At 67.1% G+C, this 19,337-nt stretch carries 14 protein-coding genes and 3 tRNA genes; 12 read left to right on the top strand and 5 right to left on the bottom strand.

Annotated elements, in window-relative coordinates; all coding sequences use genetic code 11:
* The first annotated feature begins 179 nt into the window (after nucleotides 1–179).
* Nucleotides 180–1,016, top strand: coding sequence for an RNA methyltransferase (locus ACT535_RS04235; RefSeq protein WP_476363458.1), 837 nt, complete (start codon nucleotides 180–182; stop codon nucleotides 1,014–1,016).
* Between the two features lie 78 nt (nucleotides 1,017–1,094).
* Here the strand turns inward: ACT535_RS04235 and glnA are convergent, their stop codons facing one another.
* Nucleotides 1,095–2,510: a type I glutamate--ammonia ligase gene (gene glnA / locus ACT535_RS04230; protein WP_476322456.1), complete on the bottom strand. Its 1,416-nt coding sequence runs from the start codon at nucleotides 2,508–2,510 to the stop codon at nucleotides 1,095–1,097.
* 62 nt (nucleotides 2,511–2,572) lie between these two features.
* A complete protein-coding gene (locus tag ACT535_RS04225) occupies nucleotides 2,573–2,911 on the bottom strand; it encodes a P-II family nitrogen regulator (protein ID WP_012115561.1) in 339 nt (112 codons plus the stop codon).
* A gap of 222 nt (nucleotides 2,912–3,133) precedes the next feature.
* Here ACT535_RS04225 and ACT535_RS04220 point away from each other — a divergent pair, with 222 nt between their 5' ends.
* Nucleotides 3,134–4,624, top strand: a complete 1,491-nt coding sequence (locus ACT535_RS04220) for an NAD(P)H-hydrate dehydratase (protein ID WP_476363457.1) — start codon at nucleotides 3,134–3,136, stop codon at nucleotides 4,622–4,624.
* Nucleotides 4,625–4,765: 141 nt separating this feature from the next.
* On the opposite strand, the gene ACT535_RS04215 is transcribed toward ACT535_RS04220, so the two are convergent.
* Nucleotides 4,766–6,007 (bottom strand): multicopper oxidase family protein, encoded by a 1,242-nt coding sequence (locus tag ACT535_RS04215; protein WP_476363456.1) that lies wholly within the window; start codon nucleotides 6,005–6,007, stop codon nucleotides 4,766–4,768.
* 454 nt (nucleotides 6,008–6,461) lie between these two features.
* On the opposite strand from ACT535_RS04215, the gene ACT535_RS04210 reads away from it, so the two are divergent.
* From ACT535_RS04210 to ACT535_RS04165, 10 genes are all read left to right on the top strand, one after another.
* Nucleotides 6,462–6,546: transfer RNA gene (locus ACT535_RS04210), tRNA-Leu, on the top strand.
* A gap of 157 nt (nucleotides 6,547–6,703) precedes the next feature.
* A complete protein-coding gene (gene tig, locus ACT535_RS04205) occupies nucleotides 6,704–8,056 on the top strand; it encodes a trigger factor (RefSeq protein WP_168458102.1) in 1,353 nt (450 codons plus the stop codon).
* A gap of 99 nt (nucleotides 8,057–8,155) precedes the next feature.
* A complete protein-coding gene (locus ACT535_RS04200) occupies nucleotides 8,156–8,791 on the top strand; it encodes an ATP-dependent Clp protease proteolytic subunit (protein ID WP_168458101.1) in 636 nt (211 codons plus the stop codon).
* Between the two features lie 476 nt (nucleotides 8,792–9,267).
* Entirely contained in the window at nucleotides 9,268–10,536 is a 1,269-nt protein-coding gene (clpX, locus tag ACT535_RS04195; protein WP_024278720.1) for an ATP-dependent Clp protease ATP-binding subunit ClpX, read from the top strand.
* 417 nt (nucleotides 10,537–10,953) lie between these two features.
* The gene (lon, locus tag ACT535_RS04190) at nucleotides 10,954–13,374 is read left to right on the top strand and encodes an endopeptidase La (RefSeq protein WP_168458100.1); all 2,421 of its coding nucleotides are present in this window, start codon (nucleotides 10,954–10,956) and stop codon (nucleotides 13,372–13,374) included.
* A 325-nt stretch (nucleotides 13,375–13,699) separates the two neighbouring features.
* Nucleotides 13,700–13,978, top strand: a complete 279-nt coding sequence (locus ACT535_RS04185) for an HU family DNA-binding protein (protein ID WP_024278722.1) — start codon at nucleotides 13,700–13,702, stop codon at nucleotides 13,976–13,978.
* 390 nt (nucleotides 13,979–14,368) lie between these two features.
* Nucleotides 14,369–14,444 (top strand) — tRNA-Val (locus ACT535_RS04180).
* A gap of 266 nt (nucleotides 14,445–14,710) precedes the next feature.
* Nucleotides 14,711–14,787 (top strand) — tRNA-Asp (locus ACT535_RS04175).
* Nucleotides 14,788–14,912: 125 nt separating this feature from the next.
* Nucleotides 14,913–16,571 carry a B12-binding domain-containing radical SAM protein gene (locus ACT535_RS04170; protein WP_476363455.1) on the top strand — a complete coding sequence of 553 codons (1,659 nt, stop codon included), beginning with the start codon at nucleotides 14,913–14,915 and terminating at the stop codon, nucleotides 16,569–16,571.
* A 117-nt stretch (nucleotides 16,572–16,688) separates the two neighbouring features.
* Nucleotides 16,689–17,471, top strand: coding sequence for an SGNH/GDSL hydrolase family protein (locus ACT535_RS04165; RefSeq protein WP_476363454.1), 783 nt, complete (start codon nucleotides 16,689–16,691; stop codon nucleotides 17,469–17,471).
* Nucleotides 17,472–17,474: 3 nt separating this feature from the next.
* On the opposite strand, the gene ACT535_RS04160 is transcribed toward ACT535_RS04165, so the two are convergent.
* On the bottom strand, nucleotides 17,475–18,125 hold the full coding sequence (locus tag ACT535_RS04160) for an alpha/beta hydrolase (protein ID WP_476363453.1): 651 nt from the start codon (nucleotides 18,123–18,125) through the stop codon (nucleotides 17,475–17,477).
* 67 nt (nucleotides 18,126–18,192) lie between these two features.
* The gene (locus tag ACT535_RS04155; protein WP_476363452.1) at nucleotides 18,193–19,125 is read right to left on the bottom strand and encodes a ring-cleaving dioxygenase; all 933 of its coding nucleotides are present in this window, start codon (nucleotides 19,123–19,125) and stop codon (nucleotides 18,193–18,195) included.
* Nucleotides 19,126–19,337: the final 212 nt, after the last annotated feature.

Below are 19,337 nucleotides of genomic sequence, written 5' to 3'. Positions count from 1 at the left end.
CGACGCGGTGAGCGCCAGCCGGCCTCCGGCAAGGGCCGCTATAGCACCGGTGCAGTGCGGCGCAAGACGGAAACCCGGCTAATGCCGTGAGATCGTTTCCCACGCCGGCGCGCCCCCGGAGGCCAGCCCTCGACACGTCTGGCCGCCTTATGCGACCAAGGCGGCCACAAGGAGATCACATGCCGGGTTCGGGTACCGACAGCACCAAGCCGTGGACGGCCGGAGGGCCGCTCGTCATCCTGGTGGAGCCGCAGCTCGGGGACAATATCGGCTCGGCGGCACGCGCCATGGGCAATTTCGGCCTGTCGCGCCTGCGCATCGTCAATCCCCGCCAGGGCTGGCCGAACGACCGCGCACGCACCTTCGCTGCCGGCGCCGACCGCATCCTCGACGAGGCGCAACTCTTCCCGGACCTGCGCGCGGCGCTGCATGACGTGAAGTTCGCCTTCGCCACCACCGCCCGCGAGCGCGGCATGGCCAAGACCGTGGTGGGCGCGGACGCCGCGGCTAAGGAGGCCCGCAGCCGCATGGCGGCCGGCGAGGAGGTGGCGCTGGTGTTCGGCCGCGAGCGCACGGGGCTCTATACGGAGGAGGTATCGCTTTGCGATGCCATCCTCACCCTTCCCGTGAACCCGGCCTTCGCCTCGCTGAACCTTGCCACTTGCGTGGCGGTCGCGGCCTATGAATGGTCGAAGGCGGAAAACGGCGGCGCGCTGCCCTTCGCTCCGCCGGATCGCTCGCCGCTCGCCGACAAGGGCGATCTGTTCGCCTTCTTCGACCACCTGGAGACGGCGCTGCAGACCTCCGGCTTCTTCCGCTCGCCGGAGAAGGCGCCGTCCACCATCCGCAACCTGCGCAATATCTTCCACCGCCTGGGTCTCACCCGGCAGGATCTTGCCACCCTGCATGGCGCGGTGACGGCGCTGGAGGAGGGGCGGGAAGGGCGCGAGGCGCGCAAGGCCGAGAACAACGCCCGCGCCGCCGCCCGCAAGGCGGGCTCCGGCGAGGCGAGCTGAGCCGGGCCTTCACAGAGACCGTATCAAACGAAAACGGGCGCCCGAAGGGGCGCCCGCTCTCTTTCGGATGAAGGTCGATCAGACCGAGTAGTACATCTCGAACTCGACCGGGTGCGGCGTCATCTCGAAGCGCATCACCTCGGTCATCTTCAGGTCGATGTAGGACTCGATGAAGTCCTTCTGGAACACGTCGCCCTTCAGCAGGTATTCGTGATCCGCCTCGAGGGAGGCGAGGGCCTCGCGGAGCGAGCCGCAGACGGTGGGGATCTGCTTCAGCTCGGCCGGGGGCAGGTCGTAGAGATCCTTGTCCATGGCCTGGCCGGGGTCGATCCGGTTCAGGATGCCGTCCATGCCCGCCATGAACAGGGCCGCGAAGGCGAGGTAGGGGTTCGCGCCGGGATCGGGGAAGCGAACCTCGACGCGCTTGGCCTTCGGGTTGTTGGTGTAGGGGATGCGGCAGGAGGCCGAGCGGTTGCGCGCCGAATAGGCGAGCAGCACGGGAGCCTCATAGCCCGGGACCAGACGCTTGTAGGAGTTGGTCAGCGGGTTGGTGAAGGCGTTCAGCGACTTGGCGTGCTTGATGATGCCGCCGATGTACCACAGGCAGTACTCGGAGAGATCGGCATACTTGTCGCCGGCGAAGAGGGGCTTGCCCTCCTTCCAGATCGACTGGTGCACGTGCATGCCCGAGCCATTGTCGCCGAACACCGGCTTCGGCATGAAGGTCGCCGTCTTGCCGTAGATGTTGGCCACCTGGTGGATGCAGTACTTGTAGACCTGCAGGTGGTCGGCCATGGTCACGAGCGAGCCGAACTTGAGGCCGAGCTCGTGCTGGGCGGAGGCCACCTCGTGGTGGTGCTTCTCCACCTTGGCGCCCATCTTGGCCATGGCGGCCAGCATCTCGGAGCGCATGTCCTGCGCCGAGTCGATGGGGGGCACGGGGAAGTAGCCGCCCTTGGTCTTCACCCGGTGACCGAGGTTGCCGCCTTCATATTCGGTGTCGCCGTTGGTCGGCAGCTCGATGGAGTCGAGCTTGAAGCCGGTGTTGTACGGGTCCGCCTTGAAGCGCACGTCGTCGAAGATGAAGAACTCGGCCTCGGGGCCGAAATACACCGCGTCGCCGACGCCGGTGGACTTGGCATAGGCCTCGGCCTTCCGGGCGATGGAGCGCGGGTCGCGACCGTAGGGCTGGCCGGTGGTCGGCTCCAGCACGTCGCAGACGATGGAGAGCGTGGTCTCCGAGAAGAAGGGATCGACGCAGGTGGTCGTCGGATCCGGCATGAGCAGCATGTCGGACTCGTTGATGGCCTTCCAGCCGGCGATGGACGAACCGTCGAAGGCGGTGCCTTCGGTCAGGAATTCCTCGTCGACCATGCTGATGTCGAACGTGACATGCTGCCACTTGCCGCGCGGATCGGTGAAGCGCAGGTCGACATATTTCACGTCCTCGCTCTTGATGAGGTCGAGGACGTCCTTGGCCGTCTTGGTCGTCATGGGGTTAGCTACCTTTCTGCTGGCCTGCAGTTCGTTTCTTGGACGATTTGTTTTCGGACGCGTCAGATCGCGTCGAGGCCGGATTCGCCGGTCCGGATACGGATCGCCTCTTCGATGGACGACACGAAGATCTTCCCGTCTCCGATCCGCCCGGTCTGGGCCGCGCGGCGAATGGCATCGACGGCCCGGTCTACCATATCGTCGGAGAGGACAACCTCGATTTTCACCTTCGGCAGGAAATCGACCACATATTCGGCACCGCGGTACAGCTCGGTATGGCCCTTCTGGCGGCCGAATCCCTTGGCTTCCGTAACCGTAATGCCTTGCAGGCCGACGTCCTGAAGGGCTTCCTTCACCTCATCGAGCTTGAAGGGCTTGATGATTGCCTCGATCTTCTTCATCCGCTCCGTCTCCCTGACCCGATCCGCCGCCGCACGGTCGAGACGCCTTTTGTAAGCATGATATGTGCCATGCCTTGCGTCATTTGCCCATGCAGAAGACAGGCAACGGGGATGGGTCACAATGCCTAGTTCTTGATCTTAGTGATGAAATATTGGGCTTACACCTGGGTTTTCAGCCTGCAGACATGAGCATGATCTGAGCATCTGAGGACGGGGGCATCGGTGGACGCACTGCTTGATCCAAACGAAATGGCGCACGCGGATAAATTAGCCGTCGAATTGGGCACCCCGTCCATGACGCTGATGGACCGCGCCGGCACGGCGGTTGCCGATGCCGTCGCACGCTATCCCTATCCCACGCGTATCCTGGTGCTCTGCGGGCCGGGCAACAACGGGGGCGACGGATTCGTTGCGGCGCGGGTGCTGGCGCAACGCGGGTTCAAGGTGCGCCTCGCCCTTCTCGGCGACCGGGACAGGCTCACCGGCGACGCCCGCCGGGCCGCCGAGCGCTGGCGCGGCGCGGTGGAGGAGCCGGCGGCCGTGGATCTCGGCGAGGCGGGGGTGATCGTCGATGCCCTTTTCGGTGCCGGACTCGCCCGCGACCTCGACGGCGCGGCGCGGGCGCTGGTGGAGCGCATGGCGCAATCCGGCAGGCCGATCATCGCCGTGGATCTGCCGTCCGGCCTCGATGGCGCCACCGGCAAGGTGCGGGGCGCGGCGGCGCAGGCGGTGGAGACCGTCACCTTTTTCCGCCGCAAGCCGGGCCACCTGCTGGAGCCCGGGCGCAGCCTGTGCGGCCGGGTGCGGGTGGCCGACATCGGCATTCCCGACGAAGTGCTGGAGACGATTCGCCCGCAGGCCTTTGTGGATACGCCGGACCTCTGGCGTGACACCTTCCCCATGCCCGCATCGAGCGGCCACAAATATTCCCGGGGCCACGCGGTGGTGGTGAGCGGGCCGGCCTGGACCTCAGGCGCGGCGCGGCTGTCGGCGCGAGGGGCGCTCAGGGCCGGCGCCGGGCTCGTCACCATTGCACTGCCGCGGGAGGCTTTGCCGCTGCAGGCGGCGTCCTACGCGGCCATCATGCCGCGCCCGGTGGACGGGGCAGGGGAGTTGGCCGACCTGCTGTCCGACCGGCGCCTGAACGCGGTGGTGATTGGGCCGGGCCTCGGCAGCGGTGCGGAAACCCGCCGCAAGATCGACGTTGCCGCTCCCGGCCGCCGTCTGGTGCTCGATGCCGATGCACTGACCAGCTACGAAGGCGTGCCATGGGCGCTGGCCGATGTGGCCGGGCGCAGTGCGGGACTCATCGTGACCCCCCACGAGGGTGAGTTCGCCCGCATGTTCCGCAGCGATCCCGAGGTTCTGGACGCGCCGTCCAAGCTCGCCCGCACCCGCGCCGCCGCGCGGCGGCTCGGGGCGGTGGTGGTGCTGAAAGGGCCCGACACGGTGATTGCCCATCCCGACGGCCGCGCCGCCATTGCCGAGAATGCACCGCCATATCTGGCGACGGCGGGGGCGGGGGATGTGCTGGCTGGAATCGCGGGCGGCCTGCTCGCGCAGGGTATGCCCCCGTTCGAGGCCGCCTGCGCGGCGGTGTGGCTGCATGGCGAGGCAGCGCGGGAGGCCGGACCCGGATTGATCGCCGACGACCTGCCCGATGCACTGCGAGGGGTCTATAGCCGGCTATATTCTATGATCGAAAGGGCTTGACCGAATCGCACGAATCGGAACGCCACTTGGGGTGGTCGGAATGGCGCTTGTTCATCGGTGATTTCAGGGGATGGCCGCAAGCCACTTGCAGCCGCCGGATGGGTCCGGCGACGAAACCCCTGATTCTGCGACCAAAACGGCTCAGGCAGTGACCTGGTAGGTGGCTGAGGCGACAACTTCGCCATCACCCCCGCGCTGCGCGGTCACGTTCCAGGTGCCCGCCGCCTGGGCGAGAAGGGCAACCCTTACTGTCGTTTTAGCCGGCACAGGAACTGTGTCGTGCCACCAGGGCTTCCAGCCGTCGTCAAGCCCATCGAGAAGCCGCACGGCGTGGCCGGCCACATGCACCGAGACGGGTGCATCGAGGCTGTTCGCGAGGGTCAAAACCATTGCCTTGCCGGACTTCACGGTGCCGAGCGAAGCGGGCGCGCCGCTCTTCCCGCCGATGGCGAGTTCGACACGAACGGCATCCTTCAGCGGAATATCAGCCGGCAAATCGTTCGGCGGGAGCGGCGCGGGCGGGCCGGAGGGCATCGGCCCGGCCGGACCGACGGGCGTAACCACCGCGAGCCGGATCGGCTCCTGCGAGGTTTCGATCTCGATGATGGTCGCGTCCGCATCGTCGATGGTCGCGGCCACGTCCACCCGGCCGCCCGGCGGGATCTGCAGGCGGCCTTCCTTCAGCTCGAAGGGTTGGGCAACCGGCTGCCCGTCGATGGCAATGGCGTAGACTGCCGGCCCCTTGAGCCGCAGACGCAGGAACAGGGGCGTGGCGTTCACCAGCCGCAACCGGCTGCGTCCGCTGGCCGGGCCCTGGAAAGTCGGCGAGAACTCGCCGTTCACGGGGAAGATCGGGACCCCGCTCTCAGGCGGAAACGACTGGATGAACAGGAGGTTGTCCGAGGCGTAGGCCGGCGTGCCGGGCTCATCCACGATCAGGGCGCCGCAGAGCGCGCGGCGGGCGAGGGTCGGGGAGCTCGCGTGGTACCAAAAGGTGCCGGCGTCCTTCGGCGAGAACTGGAGCAGCTTGCTCTGCCCGCCGGCGACAGAGGCAGAGGCGGCGGTGGCCGCGTCGGCCGGCAGGCGCACGCCTTGCCATGTCAGAGCCACGCTCTCCTTGAGCGAATTGGCGAACTGCACCGCGAGCTGGCTGCCCTTCTTCACCCGCAGGAGCGGGCCGGGGAGTGAGTCGTTGAACAGCGCGAGGTTGCCCTGGCCGGCAATGGCCGGCCGGCTACCCTCTGCGGCCGTAAGCGCAACCGGTCCGTTGGCCGGCCCCTGCGCAAGCGCCCAATCCGGGATCAAGGCGCCGGCGGCCCCGGCAAAAGACAGGGCCGCAGCCCCCTTGAGAACGTTGCGACGAGAGGGAATCGGCGTGCTCACGCTGCATCTCCTGGCAGGGTGGGTGGACCATGTTACGCGGCCGGAAAAAGGGCAAGCGGCTTTGCTCATGCGCTTCGCATCGCCGTGGATGGTGGCGCGCGCCGCGCGGGCGGGGGCTGCGCATGTCACCGAGGAGCGGGAGCTTGGCAGCACTCGCTTTCGGCCTGCGGACCGGCGCGTTTCGGCCGGGGCTTCGCCGGCGCGGGATGCGGCGTCCTGCCGTTGCGCCAGCGGGATGGGAGCCTCCGCCCGTGCGCGCCATTTTCTTGCTGCGCGCCCGCGCGGGCATGATATAAGCCGCGACCCGAACGGCGCGTGCGGCCTCGTGCGCGAGCGGTGGAGCCGTGCCCGGAGGCGTCTTGCGCTCAAGCGCGTTGACGTTTTCCCGTGCCCGGCCTCCCTTCGCGGGCATGACGGGCCTTTGGGCGCGACGGGCCTTTGGCGAGACGGGGCCGCGGGCGTGGCGGAACTGGTAGACGCGCGGGATTTAGGTTCCCGTGACGCAAGTCGTGGGGGTTCGAAACCCTCCGCCCGCACCAATGCCGCCGCATGCCCGCGCGTCGGCCGCCGCAAGGCGGTCCGGTCGGGGGCAGGTCCACCGTGCCGCGCGGCCTCCGGCGATTGCCGCGGGATGCCGGTGACAGCGCTGAATTCAAGTTAACGCGCCTGGCGCGATGAGGATGTGAAGGCAAGACGATGCAGGTGACCGAGACCGGGGCCGAGGGCCTCAAGCGCGCTTTCCGTGTGGTGGTGTCCGCCGCCGACCTCGACGCCCGGGCCGACGCCCGGCTCAACGAGCTGAAGGGCCAGGTGAAGCTGAACGGCTTCCGCCCCGGCAAGGTGCCCGTGGCCCATCTCAAGCGCGTCTACGGCAAGTCCGTGATGTCCGAGATCATCGAGCAGACCGTCAACGAGACCAACGGCAAGATCGTCGAGGAGCACGGCTTCAAGCTCGCGCTCCAGCCCCGGATCAAGGGGCCCGAGGAAGATCCGCAGTTCCAGACCCTGCTCGATGGCGGCAAGGACCTCGCCTACGACGTGGAGCTGGAGATTCTGCCGAAGATCGAGCTCGGCAACTTCAAGGACATCTCCGTCGAGAAGCCGGTGGTCGAGGTGACCCAGGCCGAGGTCGACGAGGCGGTGCAGCGCATCGCCGACGCCAACCGCCCCTTCGCCACCAAGGAAGGTGCGGCCGCCGAGGGTGATCGCGTCACCATCGATTTCACCGGCTATGTGGACGGCGAGAAGTTCCAGGGCGGCGAAGGCCAGGACATCGACGTCCTCATCGGCTCCAAGGGCTTCATCCCCGGCTTCGAGGAGCAGCTCGTCGGCGCCACCGCCGGTGAGAACCGCACCCTGAGCGTCACCTTCCCCGAGGCCTATGCGGCCAAGGAACTGGCAGGCAAGGCCGCGACCTTCGAAGTGACCGTGAAGTCCGTCGACGCGCCCGGCGCGGTTGCGATCGACGACGCGTTCGCCGCGACCCTCGGCCAGGAGAGCCTCGAGAAGCTCAAGGAGACCGTGAAGGAGCGGATCTCCCAGGAATACGCCGGCGCCGCCCGCCAGAAGGTGAAGCGCGCCCTCCTGGACGGCCTTGATGCGACCCACAAGTTCGACGTGCCGGAAGGCCTCGTGGAGCAGGAATTCTACGGCGTGTGGAGCCGGGTGAACGAAGATCTCGCCGCCCAGGGCCGCACCTTCGCGGATGAAGGCACGACCGAGGAAGAGGCCCGCCAGGATTACCGCCGCATCGCCGAGCGCCGTGTGCGTCTCGGCCTGGTGCTTGCGGAAATCGGGGAGCGCAACAATATCCAGGTTTCCGACGACGAGGTGACGCGCGCGGTGGTCGAACGGGCCCGCCAGTTCCCCGGCCAGGAGCAGCAGGTGTGGGACTATTACCGCCGCACCCCTGAGGCTCTGGCGTCCGTGCGCGCCCCCCTGTTCGAGGAGAAGGTTGTCGACTTCCTCCTGGAGCTCGCCAACGTGACCGAGAAGACGGTCACCAAGGAAGAGCTCTTCAAGGATGACGAGGACGAGAAGGCGGCCTGAGGCTCGGGTCGCGATCCGTCCTGCGACGAAATCGCGCGGCACGCCGGTGGCGGCGTGCCCTTACCCGCGCCCTCCCATGCGCCCCCCGGGGGATTTAAGATGCGTGATCCTGTCGATACTTACATGAATTACCTGATCCCCATGGTGGTCGAGCAGACCAACCGTGGCGAGCGGTCCTACGACATCTTTTCCCGCCTCCTGAAGGAGCGCATCCTTTTCCTGACCGGCCCCGTTGAGGACGGCATGTCCACCCTCGCGGTGGCGCAGCTCCTGTTCCTTGAGGCGGACAATCCGAAGAAGGAAATCTCGATGTACATCAACTCCCCCGGGGGAGTGGTGACGTCGGGCCTCGCCATCTACGACACCATGCAGTTCATCAAGCCGGCGGTGTCGACGCTCTGCATCGGCCAGGCGGCCTCCATGGGCTCGCTGCTGCTGACCGCGGGCGAGAAGGGGATGCGATTCGCGCTGCCGAACGCCCGAATCATGGTCCATCAGCCGTCCGGCGGCTTCCAGGGCCAGGTGACGGACATCATGCTCCACGCCCAGGAAATCCTCAGCCTCAAGAAGCGGCTGAATGAAATCTACGTGAAGCATACCGGCCAGCCCTTCGAGGCCATCGAGAATGCGCTCGAGCGCGACAACTTCATGACCTCCGAAGCCGCCAAGGAGTTCGGGCTCATCGATTCCGTGATCGACAAGCGCCCGACTGACGAGGCCGCCAAGGCCGCCTGAGGTCGAGCACGAGCTTGGCCGCAGGGCGGGGTCGGGCAATTGCGATAGTTGGGCAACAGGCCCGGCGTTCTCGCATTGCCCCACTTGCGTGCGGTGCAAGATCGCGCTTGCATGTCGTTAAGCCGGCATCGGATGCCGCGTTGTCGGCCCCCGCCTGATGGTGGGGGCCTTCGCGTTTCAGGGCCATGAACCGTCGGGGGCCGGACTTCGTAGAGAGTTCCGGGTTCAGACTTGCGAAAGGTCGTGGGCAGACGATCGGCGGACGGCGCGACCCCAGGGTCGGCGGCGGTGCATCCCTTGGTCTGGGGAATGTCGCCCGCCTGCCTTGATCGCGTCGCCTCAAGGTGGTTGGCTTGTGAAAAGTCGATCACCACATTCGGGCTTGGCGAGGTTTTTGCTTCGTACAAACCCCATATGAGGCCCTGACGAAATGGCCGGTCATATGTCCGGTTCGTGAGGGCGTTAGGAGACGTAAGATGAGCAAGACCGGCGGCAGCGACAGCAAGAACACGCTTTACTGCTCGTTCTGCGGCAAGAGCCAGCATGAGGTCAGGAAGCTCATCGCCGGACCCACCGTGTTCATCTGCGACGAGTGCGTCGAGTTGTGCATGGACATCATCCGGGAAGAGTCGAAGTCCTCTCTGGTGAAGTCGCGGGATGGCATCCCGACCCCGAAGGAGATCCGCAAGGTCCTCGATGACTATGTCATCGGCCAGGACCACGCGAAGAAGGTCCTCTCCGTGGCGGTGCACAACCACTACAAGCGTCTCAACCACGCCACCAAGCATGGCGACGTGGAGCTAGCGAAGTCCAACATCCTGCTGATCGGGCCCACTGGCTCCGGTAAGACGCTGCTCGCGCAGACGCTGGCGCGCATTCTCGACGTGCCCTTCACCATGGCCGACGCCACCACGCTGACCGAAGCCGGTTACGTGGGCGAGGACGTGGAGAACATCATCCTCAAGCTGCTCCAGGCGGCCGACTACAATGTCGAGCGGGCGCAGCGCGGCATCGTCTACATCGACGAGATCGACAAGATCAGTCGCAAATCCGACAATCCGTCCATCACCCGTGACGTCTCGGGCGAGGGCGTGCAGCAGGCCCTGCTGAAGATCATGGAAGGCACGGTGGCGTCCGTTCCTCCCCAGGGCGGCCGCAAGCATCCCCAGCAGGAATTCCTGCAGGTGGACACCACCAACATCCTCTTCATCTGCGGCGGCGCCTTCGCCGGCCTCGACAAGATCATCTCGTCCCGCTCCAAGGGCTCCACCTCCATCGGCTTTCAGGCCAAGGTGGCACCGCCCGAGGATCGCCGGCCCGGCGAGGTGTTCCGCGAGGTCGAGCCCGAGGATCTGCTGAAGTACGGCCTCATCCCCGAGTTCATCGGCCGCCTGCCCGTGCTGGCGACGCTGGGTGATCTCGACGAGGAGGCGCTGAAGAAGATCCTCTCCGAGCCGAAGAACGCGCTGGTCAAGCAGTACCAGCGGCTGTTCGAGATGGAGAGCGTGGACCTCACCATCCACGAGGAGGCCCTCGGCGCCATCGCCCGCAAGGCGATCGAGCGCAAGACCGGCGCCCGTGGCCTTAGGTCCATCATGGAAGGCATCCTGCTGGACACCATGTTCGACCTCCCCGGTCTGGAAGGGGTCGAAGAGGTCGTCATCAGCCGGGAAGTCGTCGAGCAGAATGCGCGCCCGCTTTACATCTACGCCGATCGCGTCGGCGACGCGGGCGCCAGTGCGTGACGTGTCGGGCCCCGCGCCTCTCCCCAGACCTCGCGGTTTCGGGAGAGGGCGGGACACGACCGGAGTTCAGCCGGCACGGATCCGTTCCGGCCGGCGGATGGTCCCGGTTCGGGTCAGGGCCCGGGGCATGAGGCGGGAGATGACGACCGGGGCCGATGCGCCGGTTCGCCCTCTTCTCGGGGGGCTCGCCCGCAAGGGACGATCCTCCAAAGAGGTCAATGGTGTGCCCTTGAAACGGGCAGGTTGCGTGTCCATCTACTTTTCGAAAGTTCCGGTCTCGGGGGTCGGACCTCGTGCCTCCTGCGGCGCAAGCCGCTTCAGCATTGAAAATCCACGCCCGTCTCCGGCCGCGTGCACGCGCGGCAACGCAGTTCTGCGCCCAAATCCAGCGCGTGCACTTCTTGAAAGGATTGCGTCATGACGAGCCAGAAGCCGCGCCCGCCGCTCGTTGCCGGAGTGTCCCAGACCTTCCCGGTCCTCCCGCTTCGCGACATCGTGGTGTTTCCGCACATGATCGTCCCCCTGTTCGTGGGGCGCGAAAAGTCCATTCGCGCCCTCGAAGAGGTCATGCGCGGCGATACCTATATCCTGCTCGCCACCCAGGAAAATGCGTCGGATGACGATCCCGCCCCCGAGGCCATTTTCCCGGTGGGCACGCTCGCGACCGTGCTGCAGCTGCTGAAGCTGCCCGACGGCACCGTGAAGGTGCTGGTCGAAGGCGTCAGCCGCGCCCAGGTCACCCGCTACACCGACCGGACCGACCTCTACGAGGCCGAGGCCATCACGCTCGACGACGAGGTCGGTGACCGCGTCGAGGGCGAGGCCCTCGCGCGCTCGGTGGTCACCGAGTTCGAGAATTATGTGAAGCTCAACAAGAAGGTGTCGCCCGAGGTGGTCGGCGTCGTCAGCCAGATCGACGACCACTCCAAGCTCGCCGACACCGTCGCCTCGCATCTCGCGGTGAAGATTCCCGAGAAGCAGGGCGTGCTGGAGACCCTGAAGGTGTCCGACCGCCTGGAGAAGGTGCTCGGCCTGATGGAGAGCGAGATCTCCGTGCTCCAGGTGGAAAAGCGCATCCGGACCCGCGTGAAGCGGCAGATGGAGAAGACCCAGCGCGAGTACTACCTGAACGAGCAGATGAAGGCGATCCAGAAGGAGCTGGGCGACGAGGACGGCAAGGACGACCTGCAGGAGCTGGAGGACCGCATCAAGCGGACCAAGCTGACCAAGGAAGCCCGCGAAAAGGCGACGCACGAGCTGAAGAAGCTCCGCCAGATGTCGCCCATGTCGGCCGAAGCCACCGTGGTGCGCAACTATCTGGACTGGCTGCTCTCCATCCCGTGGGGCGTGAAGAGCAAGGTCAAGAAGGACCTGAACTACGCGCAGGAGATTCTCGACAGCGATCACTACGGCCTCGACAAGGTCAAGGAGCGCATCGTCGAGTACCTGGCCGTGCAGAGCCGCGCCAACAAGCTCACCGGGCCCATCCTGTGCCTCGTCGGTCCTCCCGGCGTCGGCAAGACCTCGCTCGGCAAGTCCATCGCCAAGGCGACGGGCCGTGAGTTCGTGCGCGTAGCGCTCGGCGGCGTGCGTGACGAGGCGGAGATCCGTGGCCACCGGCGGACCTACATCGGCTCCATGCCGGGCAAGGTCATCCAGTCCATGCGCAAGGCGAAGAAGTCGAACCCGCTCTTCCTGCTGGACGAGATCGACAAGATGGGCGCCGATTTCCGCGGCGATCCGTCCTCGGCCCTGCTCGAGGTGCTGGACCCCGAGCAGAACCACACCTTCAACGACCACTATCTGGAGGTGGACTACGACCTCTCGAACGTCATGTTCGTGACCACGGCGAACACGCTGAACATCCCGCCGGCCCTTCTGGACCGCATGGAGGTGATCCGCATCGCCGGCTACACGGAAGACGAGAAGGTGGAGATCGCGCGCAAGCACCTGATCCCCAACTCGCTCCAGAAGCACGGCATGACCGAGAAGGAGTGGACCATCGACAACGAGGCCCTGCTCACCCTCATTCGCCGCTACACGCGGGAAGCGGGCGTGCGCAACCTCGAGCGTGAGATCTCCACCCTCGCCCGCAAGGCGGTGAAGGAGCTCATGCTCTCCAAGAAGAAGTCGGTGAAGGTCACGGGCAAGAATCTCGAGGACTTCCTCGGCGCCCCGCGCTTCCGCTACGGCGAGGTGGAGACCGAGGACCAGGTGGGTGTCGTCACCGGCCTTGCCTGGACCGAGGTTGGCGGCGAGCTGCTGACCATCGAAGGCCTCATGATGCCCGGCAAGGGCAAGATGACGGTCACGGGCAACCTGCGTGACGTGATGAAGGAGAGCATCTCCGCGGCGGCGTCCTACGTCCGCTCGCGGGCGGTGGACTTCGGCATCGAGCCGCCCCTGTTCGAGCGGCGCGACATCCACGTCCACGTTCCCGAGGGGGCGACCCCGAAGGACGGCCCCTCCGCCGGCGTCGCCATGGCCACCGCCATCGTGTCGGTCATCACCGGCATCCCCGTCCGTCGCGACGTGGCGATGACCGGTGAGATCACCCTGCGCGGTCGGGTGCTGCCCATCGGCGGCCTCAAGGAAAAGCTCCTTGCGGCGCTCCGCGGCGGCATCAAGAAGGTGCTGATCCCCGAGGAGAACGCCAAGGATCTGGCGGACATCCCGGCCAACGTGAAGAACGCGCTGGAGATCGTCCCGGTGTCGCGCATGGACGAGGTGCTGGCCAACGCGCTGGTTCGCCCGCCCGAGCCCATCACCTGGGAAGAGCGCCCGGTGAACAACCCGCCGGTCGCCGACGAGGACAACGCGGGCGTGGTCGCCCACTGACGCGAAAAACAGGCCGGATTGTCCGCAACCCGGCCTGTATCAACAGTTTCTGAAACTTTTTCAGAGGGCGTGTCGCCGCCATCTCCGGGCTACCGGGGTGTGCGGGGCGCGCCCTCAGTCTTTTCAAGCACTTAACGCCCCATATGCCGCTGCGCTGCGCATCCTCCGCGCCGCTCCCCTTCGCAGGCGCAAGGCGCAAAATCGTGCATTGGTGCGGGTTTGGCGCCAATCGCGCTTGCAAAAGCCTTATTTTCCGTGATGCTCGCGCCGTTCGTCAGGGCACGCCCTGCACGATTCGCGTTCTGACAACGGAAGGAAAGGTCAGATGACCACCAAGAACGAACTGATCGCCGCCGTGGCCGAAGAGGCGAAGCTGACGAAGACCGCTGCGGCTGCGGCTGTGGACGCGACCTTCGACATCATCGCCAAGGCGCTCAAGGATGGCGAGGAAGTCAAGCTGATCGGTTTCGGCAGCTTCTCCGTGGTGACGCGCGCTGCCCGTGAAGGCCGCAACCCGCGCACCGGCAAGCCGGTGAAGATCAAGGCTTCCAAGGCGCCGAAGTTCACCCCCGGCAAGGGCCTCAAGGAAGCCGTCAACGACTGATCCGGCCCTGCGGCCCGGGCGCACGCTGCGCCGGCCGCCGTTGCCGTGTCATGTGCCTCTCCGGAATGCTTTCCGGGGGGCTATCCGGACGCTCCCGGCCCGGCCGTACCGGGCGGAGCGTCCCCGATCCGACCAAGCCCCCAGCGCCGCGTCGCACGACGCCTCAAGCGCGATGCCCGGAGCACAATGCCCGGGGCGATGACGTTTCCGCGCGAACGCCAGCCGATGGTCCCGGCGCCCACCACAATTTCCTGATATTTTTCGATCCGGCGGGATGGACCAGCACGGAGTGCGCCTGTGTGCGCTCGCCGTTCTATCGGCGTTGACGCGCGCTCGCTCTTGCCGCTGCGGCCCGGGCGGACTATAGCGCCGAAAGGTCCTGCGACGACCGGGCGGTTAGCTCAGTTGGTAGAGCATCTCGTTTACACCGAGAGGGTCGGCGGTTCGAGCCCGTCACCGCCCACCATGTCCGGTTCCTGAGCTCCCTGCTTCGGCATCCGCGATTCCGCCCATAGCCCTCTTGCATCGCTGGGGTCGCGCCGCCCGGCAAAACCTCCCATTTTACGCCAAGGGCGCGACACGCGAGCTGTGGCACAAGGCTCTGAAATCATTTGATTTTGTCTGGGCTGTGGACAACTTCCTGGCAAAAAATGCGCGGCTTGCTTGACTTGGGCGGAGGGGTGCCGTACCACGCCGCTCTCCTCGGCGGTCGGCAAGACCTTCCGCCGGTCAGGGGGTGTAGCTCAGTTGGTTAGAGCGCCGGCCTGTCACGCCGGAGGTCGCGGGTTCGAGCCCCGTCACTCCCGCCATTTCAATATCCTCCCCGATATCCCTGAAGGACGTCACGCGACTTGATCGTCGGGTTTCCCGCGCGTTGCGATGACAGGGGGGCGCAACCGCCCTATGGTCCGCCGTGTACTCATGTGGAGCGGCGATGTCGGACGTCAGGGTTCTGCTTCTTTATCCGCGGTTCGCGCAGGAGAGCTTCTGGCGCAATCTGGACCTCGCGCGGCTCAAGGGTGCCCGCTGCATGGCGCCGCCGCTCGGCCTCATCACCGTCGCCGCGCTGTTGCCGGCCCGGTGGGAGGCGCGGCTATGCGATCTGAACGCCCGCGCGCTGGACCCCGCCGATCTGGAATGGGCGGATGTGGTATTCGTCAGCGGAATGCTGCCCCAGCGCCAGGAGGCGCTTGCCGCCGTCGCTGCCGTGCAGGCCGCCGGCAAGGTGGTGGTGGTCGGCGGGCCGGATGTGTCCTCCAGCCCCGAGGCCTATGCGGCGGCTGATTTCCGTGTTCTCGGCGAGGCCGAAGCGACCCTCGACGCGTTCGTCGCAGCCTGGGAGGGCGGTGCCCGGTCCGGCCTCATCACGGCACCCGAGGAGCGGCCGGACGTGACCCGAACGCCTGTGCCGCGCTTCGATTTGCTCAACCTGCCGGATTATCTGTTCGTGGGCGTGCAGTTTTCCCGGGGCTGCCCCTTCACCTGCGAATTCTGCGACATCATCGAGCTTTACGGGCGGGTGCCACGCACCAAGACGACGGCGCAGATGCTGGCCGAACTGGAGGCCCTGTATGCGCTCGGCTACCGTGGCCATGTGGATTTCGTCGACGACAACCTCATCGGCAACAAGAAGGCGGTCAAAGCCTTCCTGCCGCACCTGATCGAATGGCAGCGGGCGCGCGGTCACCCCTTCCATTTCTCCACCGAGGCGTCGCTCAACCTCGCCGATGATTCCGCGTTGCTCGATCTGATGGCGCAGGCCGGGTTCTATCTGGTGTTCGTGGGCATCGAGAGCCCCGATCCCGAGGTGCTGCGCTCGACCCAGAAGAAGCAGAACACGCGGCGGGACATCGCCGCCAGCGTGCATCGGATCTATGCGGCCGGAATCGTGGTGATCGCCGGCTTCATCGTCGGCTTCGACAATGAGTCGCCCGACGCGGCGGACGCCATGGCGGAGCTGATCGAGGAGGCGGCCATCCCGGTGGTCTCGCTGGGCCTACTCTATGCGCTCCCCGACACCCAGCTCTCCCGTAGGCTGGAGCGGGAAGGGCGCATGTTCCCGCTCAAGGAAGAGGACTTCCGCCACGGGGACCAGACCGGCGCGGGCCTGAATTTCGCGACCCTGGAGCCGCGCATCGATGTGCTGCGGCGCTACCGCGAGGTCTATGCCCGGGTGTATGCGCCGGGCGCCTTCTTCGGCCGCATCCGCCGGCTCTCGGAGCTGGTCGGGCGGCAGGAGGGGGAGGCCGCCTCGAGCGAGCCGCCGGCCCCGCCAGCGCCCGTCGATGTCCGGCAGCTGGTCGCAGATCTCGCGCGGCTGTTCGGCGTGCTCGCCACCGTCACGTGGCGCCATCCGCGCGTGGCGGTCCACATCTGGCTGGTGGCGCTGCGCGGGCTGAAGCGGCTGGACAGGCTGGAGCAGCTGCTTTCGCTGGCGCTGTTCTACATGCACCTCGGCCCCTTTTCCCGAAAGGTGGTGCGCGATGTCTCGCGGCAGATCGCCGAGATCGAGGCGGGCCGGTGGATCGATCCCCGCCGTGAGGTCGCCGGGCCGGCGCAAGGCGGGGCATCGCCGTTGCGCGCGGCGGAGTGAGGCGCGGTCGCGTAGGGTGCCCAGCAGAGCTTTGCAGTTGACGCCGCGGACACCTTGGGTTCAATCCGGCCCGGCGCCCGCCGGCGGGCGCCGTGTCATCCGGATCGGTCCTTCCCCATGCGCTGCCTTCCCTTCCTTGCCCTCCCGCTGCTCGCCGTTCTGGGCTGCGCCCTTGTCGCCGGCACGCCGAGCGCCGTCCTTGCCGCAGGCTGCACGGCGCGGCCCTCGCCGGCGTTGGCGATGCCTGCGGGGGCGGGGGCGCTCAGGGAGGGCCAGCCTCTGCGCATCCTCGCCATCGGCTCGTCCACCACGGCCGGCGTGGGCGCATCGAGCAGCGACACCAACTATCCGAGCCAGCTCGCCCGCCGCCTGACGGCCGCTCTGGGCGAGGGCAGGGTGGTCATGGTGAATGCCGGCGTCTCGGGTGAGACCGGGCCGTCCACGCTGGCGCGCCTGCAGTCGCTCGTGCAGACCCAGCCGGCGCCGCATCTGGTGCTGTGGCAGGTGGGGACGAACGATGTGATCTTCGGCGGCGATCCGGCCCGGCTGCGCGCCACGGTCGCCGATGGCCTTGCCGCCATCGCGGCGTCCGGTGCGGCGGTGGTGGTCATCGACCAGCAGTATTTCCCCGGCATCAACGATCTCGGCCGCTACGAGGCGTTCGTCGCGGCGGTGAATGCGGCGGCCTCGGCGCGCGGCGTGCCGCTGCTGCGCCGCTACGCGATGATGAAGCAGTGGGCCGCGGAAGACCCCAAGGGGTTCCGCGGCACCCTGTCGTGGGACAGCTTCCACATGAACGACGCCGGCTACACCTGCCTGGCCGATGCCCTGGCGCCGGCCATCATCGCGGCCGCGAAGCAGGGCGGTGGCGGCACGGCCTCGGCCAAGCCGCCGCGCTGAGCCTCAGGCTGCAGTGGCGCCCGTGCGCGTGAGAAAGTCGCGCATGGCCGTCATGTCGGTGGGCGTGAGGCCGTGGCCACCCGGCAGCACGCGGTGCTCCACGCGGGCGCCCCGCTCATTGAGCTGGGCGGCGAGGCGGGCCGCATTGGCGGCGGGCACGATGGGATCGGCGGCTCCCGAGAGCATCAGCACCGGCGTTCCCGGAAGCGTGCCTGCCGGCGGGTTCGCCAGCGGCACCATGGCCCGCAGCAAGGCCGCGCCGGAGAGTACGTCCGGACGCAGCATCAGCATGGCCGCGGCGATGTTCGCGCCGTTGGAGAATCCCACCGCCACCGGGGCGGCAAGGCCATAGGCGGTGCGCGCCTCGCCGATGAAATCGGCCAGCTCGTGGGCGCGCCGCACCACATCCTCTTCATCGAAGATGCCTTCCGCCAGCCGGCGGAAGAAGCGCGGCATGCCGCCTTCGCTGATCTTGCCACGCGGCGACAGCAGCGCCGCGCCGGGCGAGAGCATCCGGCCGAGGGGGATGAGGTCGTTCTCGTCACCACCGGTGCCGTGGAGCAGCAGCAGCGGCGCGGCGGCCGGATCGGTCGCCGGCACGAAGCGATGGGTGAAGGAGAGGGCGCCCCGCGCGGGGGCGGCAAGCGTGTTCATTGGGGCAGTTCCTTTCCAGCCCGGCCGCTGGCGCGGCCGGGCGATGATGGGTATCGAGCCTGTCCGATCAGGCGACCTGCGGCAGGATCCGCTCGATCTCGGCGCGGTGCGCCTCGTACTGGACCGGCAGCTTCAGCGCCTCGCCGAGATGCTCGGGCGCCTCATCCACGGCGAAGCCGGGATCGTCGGTGGCGATCTCGAACAGGACGCCGCCGGGCTCGCGGAAGTAAACGGAGCGGAAGTAGTTCCGGTCCCGCTGCTCGGTGACGTGGCGGCCGTGGCGGGCCGTCAGCTTCTCCACCATCTCGGCCTGAGCCGCGTCGTCGGCGGCGCGGAAGGCGATATGGTGGACGCTGCCGCGGCCCTGACGGCCGGAGAGGAAGCCGCCGGCCTCGCGGATGTCTACGATGCCGCCGACCGCGACACCCGGCGCCCGGTAGCGGATGCGGGTGCCCTCGCGACCGGCCTCCTCGAAGCCGAACACATCGGTGAGAATGTCCGCGGTGGCGCCGGCTTCCTTCAGAAGGAGGGTCACCGAGTGCATGCCGCGGATGGCGTGCGCCTCGGGCACCTCGCCGCCGCCCCAGGCGGGCTCGGCCTCGATGCCGGGGACGCCGACGAGGGCGATGCGCATTCCGTCCGGGTCCTTGAAGGCGAGGACGGTCTCACCGAAGCGCTTCTCCGGCAGGTCCGGGGACAGGCCGGCGGTGACGAGGCGTTCGGTCCAGTAGCTCACCGCTGCCTCCGGGATGCGGAACGCGGTCTCCTGCGTCTCGCCCACGCCTGCCCGCCCGGTGCCGGCGGCTTCCCAGGGGAAGAAGGTGAGGATGGAGCCGGGCGAACCGGCGGCGTCGCCGAAATAGAAGTGATAGGTGCCGGGATCGTCGAAATTGACCGTCTTCTTCACCAGCCGCAGCCCGAGGGTGCGGGTGTAGAAGTCGAGATTGCGACGGGCCGGGCCGGCGATGGCGGTCACGTGGTGAAGTCCGATGCTGCGCATGGTCTGCTCCTTGATCCTCTGGGCGGCACCGCGGCCGCCGTTGGACATCAATCTATGCAAGCAATTTCGGATTGAAAGCTGGATTGAATTGCATGCGTGCAATCCGAGAATGCGCCGGCGTCCGTCGCTTCCATCGCATCTTCCGCAAATCGCGAGAGCAGCGATTGGTGGCGGTATGATCGTGGCGCGTGTCCTATGCGCCTGTGGCAAAA

The organism is Xanthobacter sp. DMC12, assembly GCF_056314105.1.
This window is presented reverse-complemented; position numbering and strand designations above follow the sequence as displayed.

Bases quoted from the DNA above. Each gene is read 5' to 3' on its own strand.
- ACT535_RS04185 (WP_024278722.1), top strand. From the start codon at position 13,700: ATGACCACCAAGAACGAACTGATCGCCGCCGTGGCCGAAGAGGCGAAG.
- ACT535_RS04170 (WP_476363455.1), top strand. From the start codon at position 14,913: ATGTCGGACGTCAGGGTTCTGCTTCTTTATCCGCGGTTCGCGCAGGAG.
- glnA (WP_476322456.1), bottom strand. From the start codon at position 2,510: ATGACGACCAAGACGGCCAAGGACGTCCTCGACCTCATCAAGAGCGAG.
- ACT535_RS04200 (WP_168458101.1), top strand. From the start codon at position 8,156: ATGCGTGATCCTGTCGATACTTACATGAATTACCTGATCCCCATGGTG.
- ACT535_RS04160 (WP_476363453.1), bottom strand. From the start codon at position 18,125: ATGAACACGCTTGCCGCCCCCGCGCGGGGCGCCCTCTCCTTCACCCAT.
- ACT535_RS04235 (WP_476363458.1), top strand. From the start codon at position 180: ATGCCGGGTTCGGGTACCGACAGCACCAAGCCGTGGACGGCCGGAGGG.
- tig (WP_168458102.1), top strand. From the start codon at position 6,704: ATGCAGGTGACCGAGACCGGGGCCGAGGGCCTCAAGCGCGCTTTCCGT.
- clpX (WP_024278720.1), top strand. From the start codon at position 9,268: ATGAGCAAGACCGGCGGCAGCGACAGCAAGAACACGCTTTACTGCTCG.
- ACT535_RS04225 (WP_012115561.1), bottom strand. From the start codon at position 2,911: ATGAAGAAGATCGAGGCAATCATCAAGCCCTTCAAGCTCGATGAGGTG.
- lon (WP_168458100.1), top strand. From the start codon at position 10,954: ATGACGAGCCAGAAGCCGCGCCCGCCGCTCGTTGCCGGAGTGTCCCAG.
- ACT535_RS04155 (WP_476363452.1), bottom strand. From the start codon at position 19,125: ATGCGCAGCATCGGACTTCACCACGTGACCGCCATCGCCGGCCCGGCC.
- ACT535_RS04165 (WP_476363454.1), top strand. From the start codon at position 16,689: ATGCGCTGCCTTCCCTTCCTTGCCCTCCCGCTGCTCGCCGTTCTGGGC.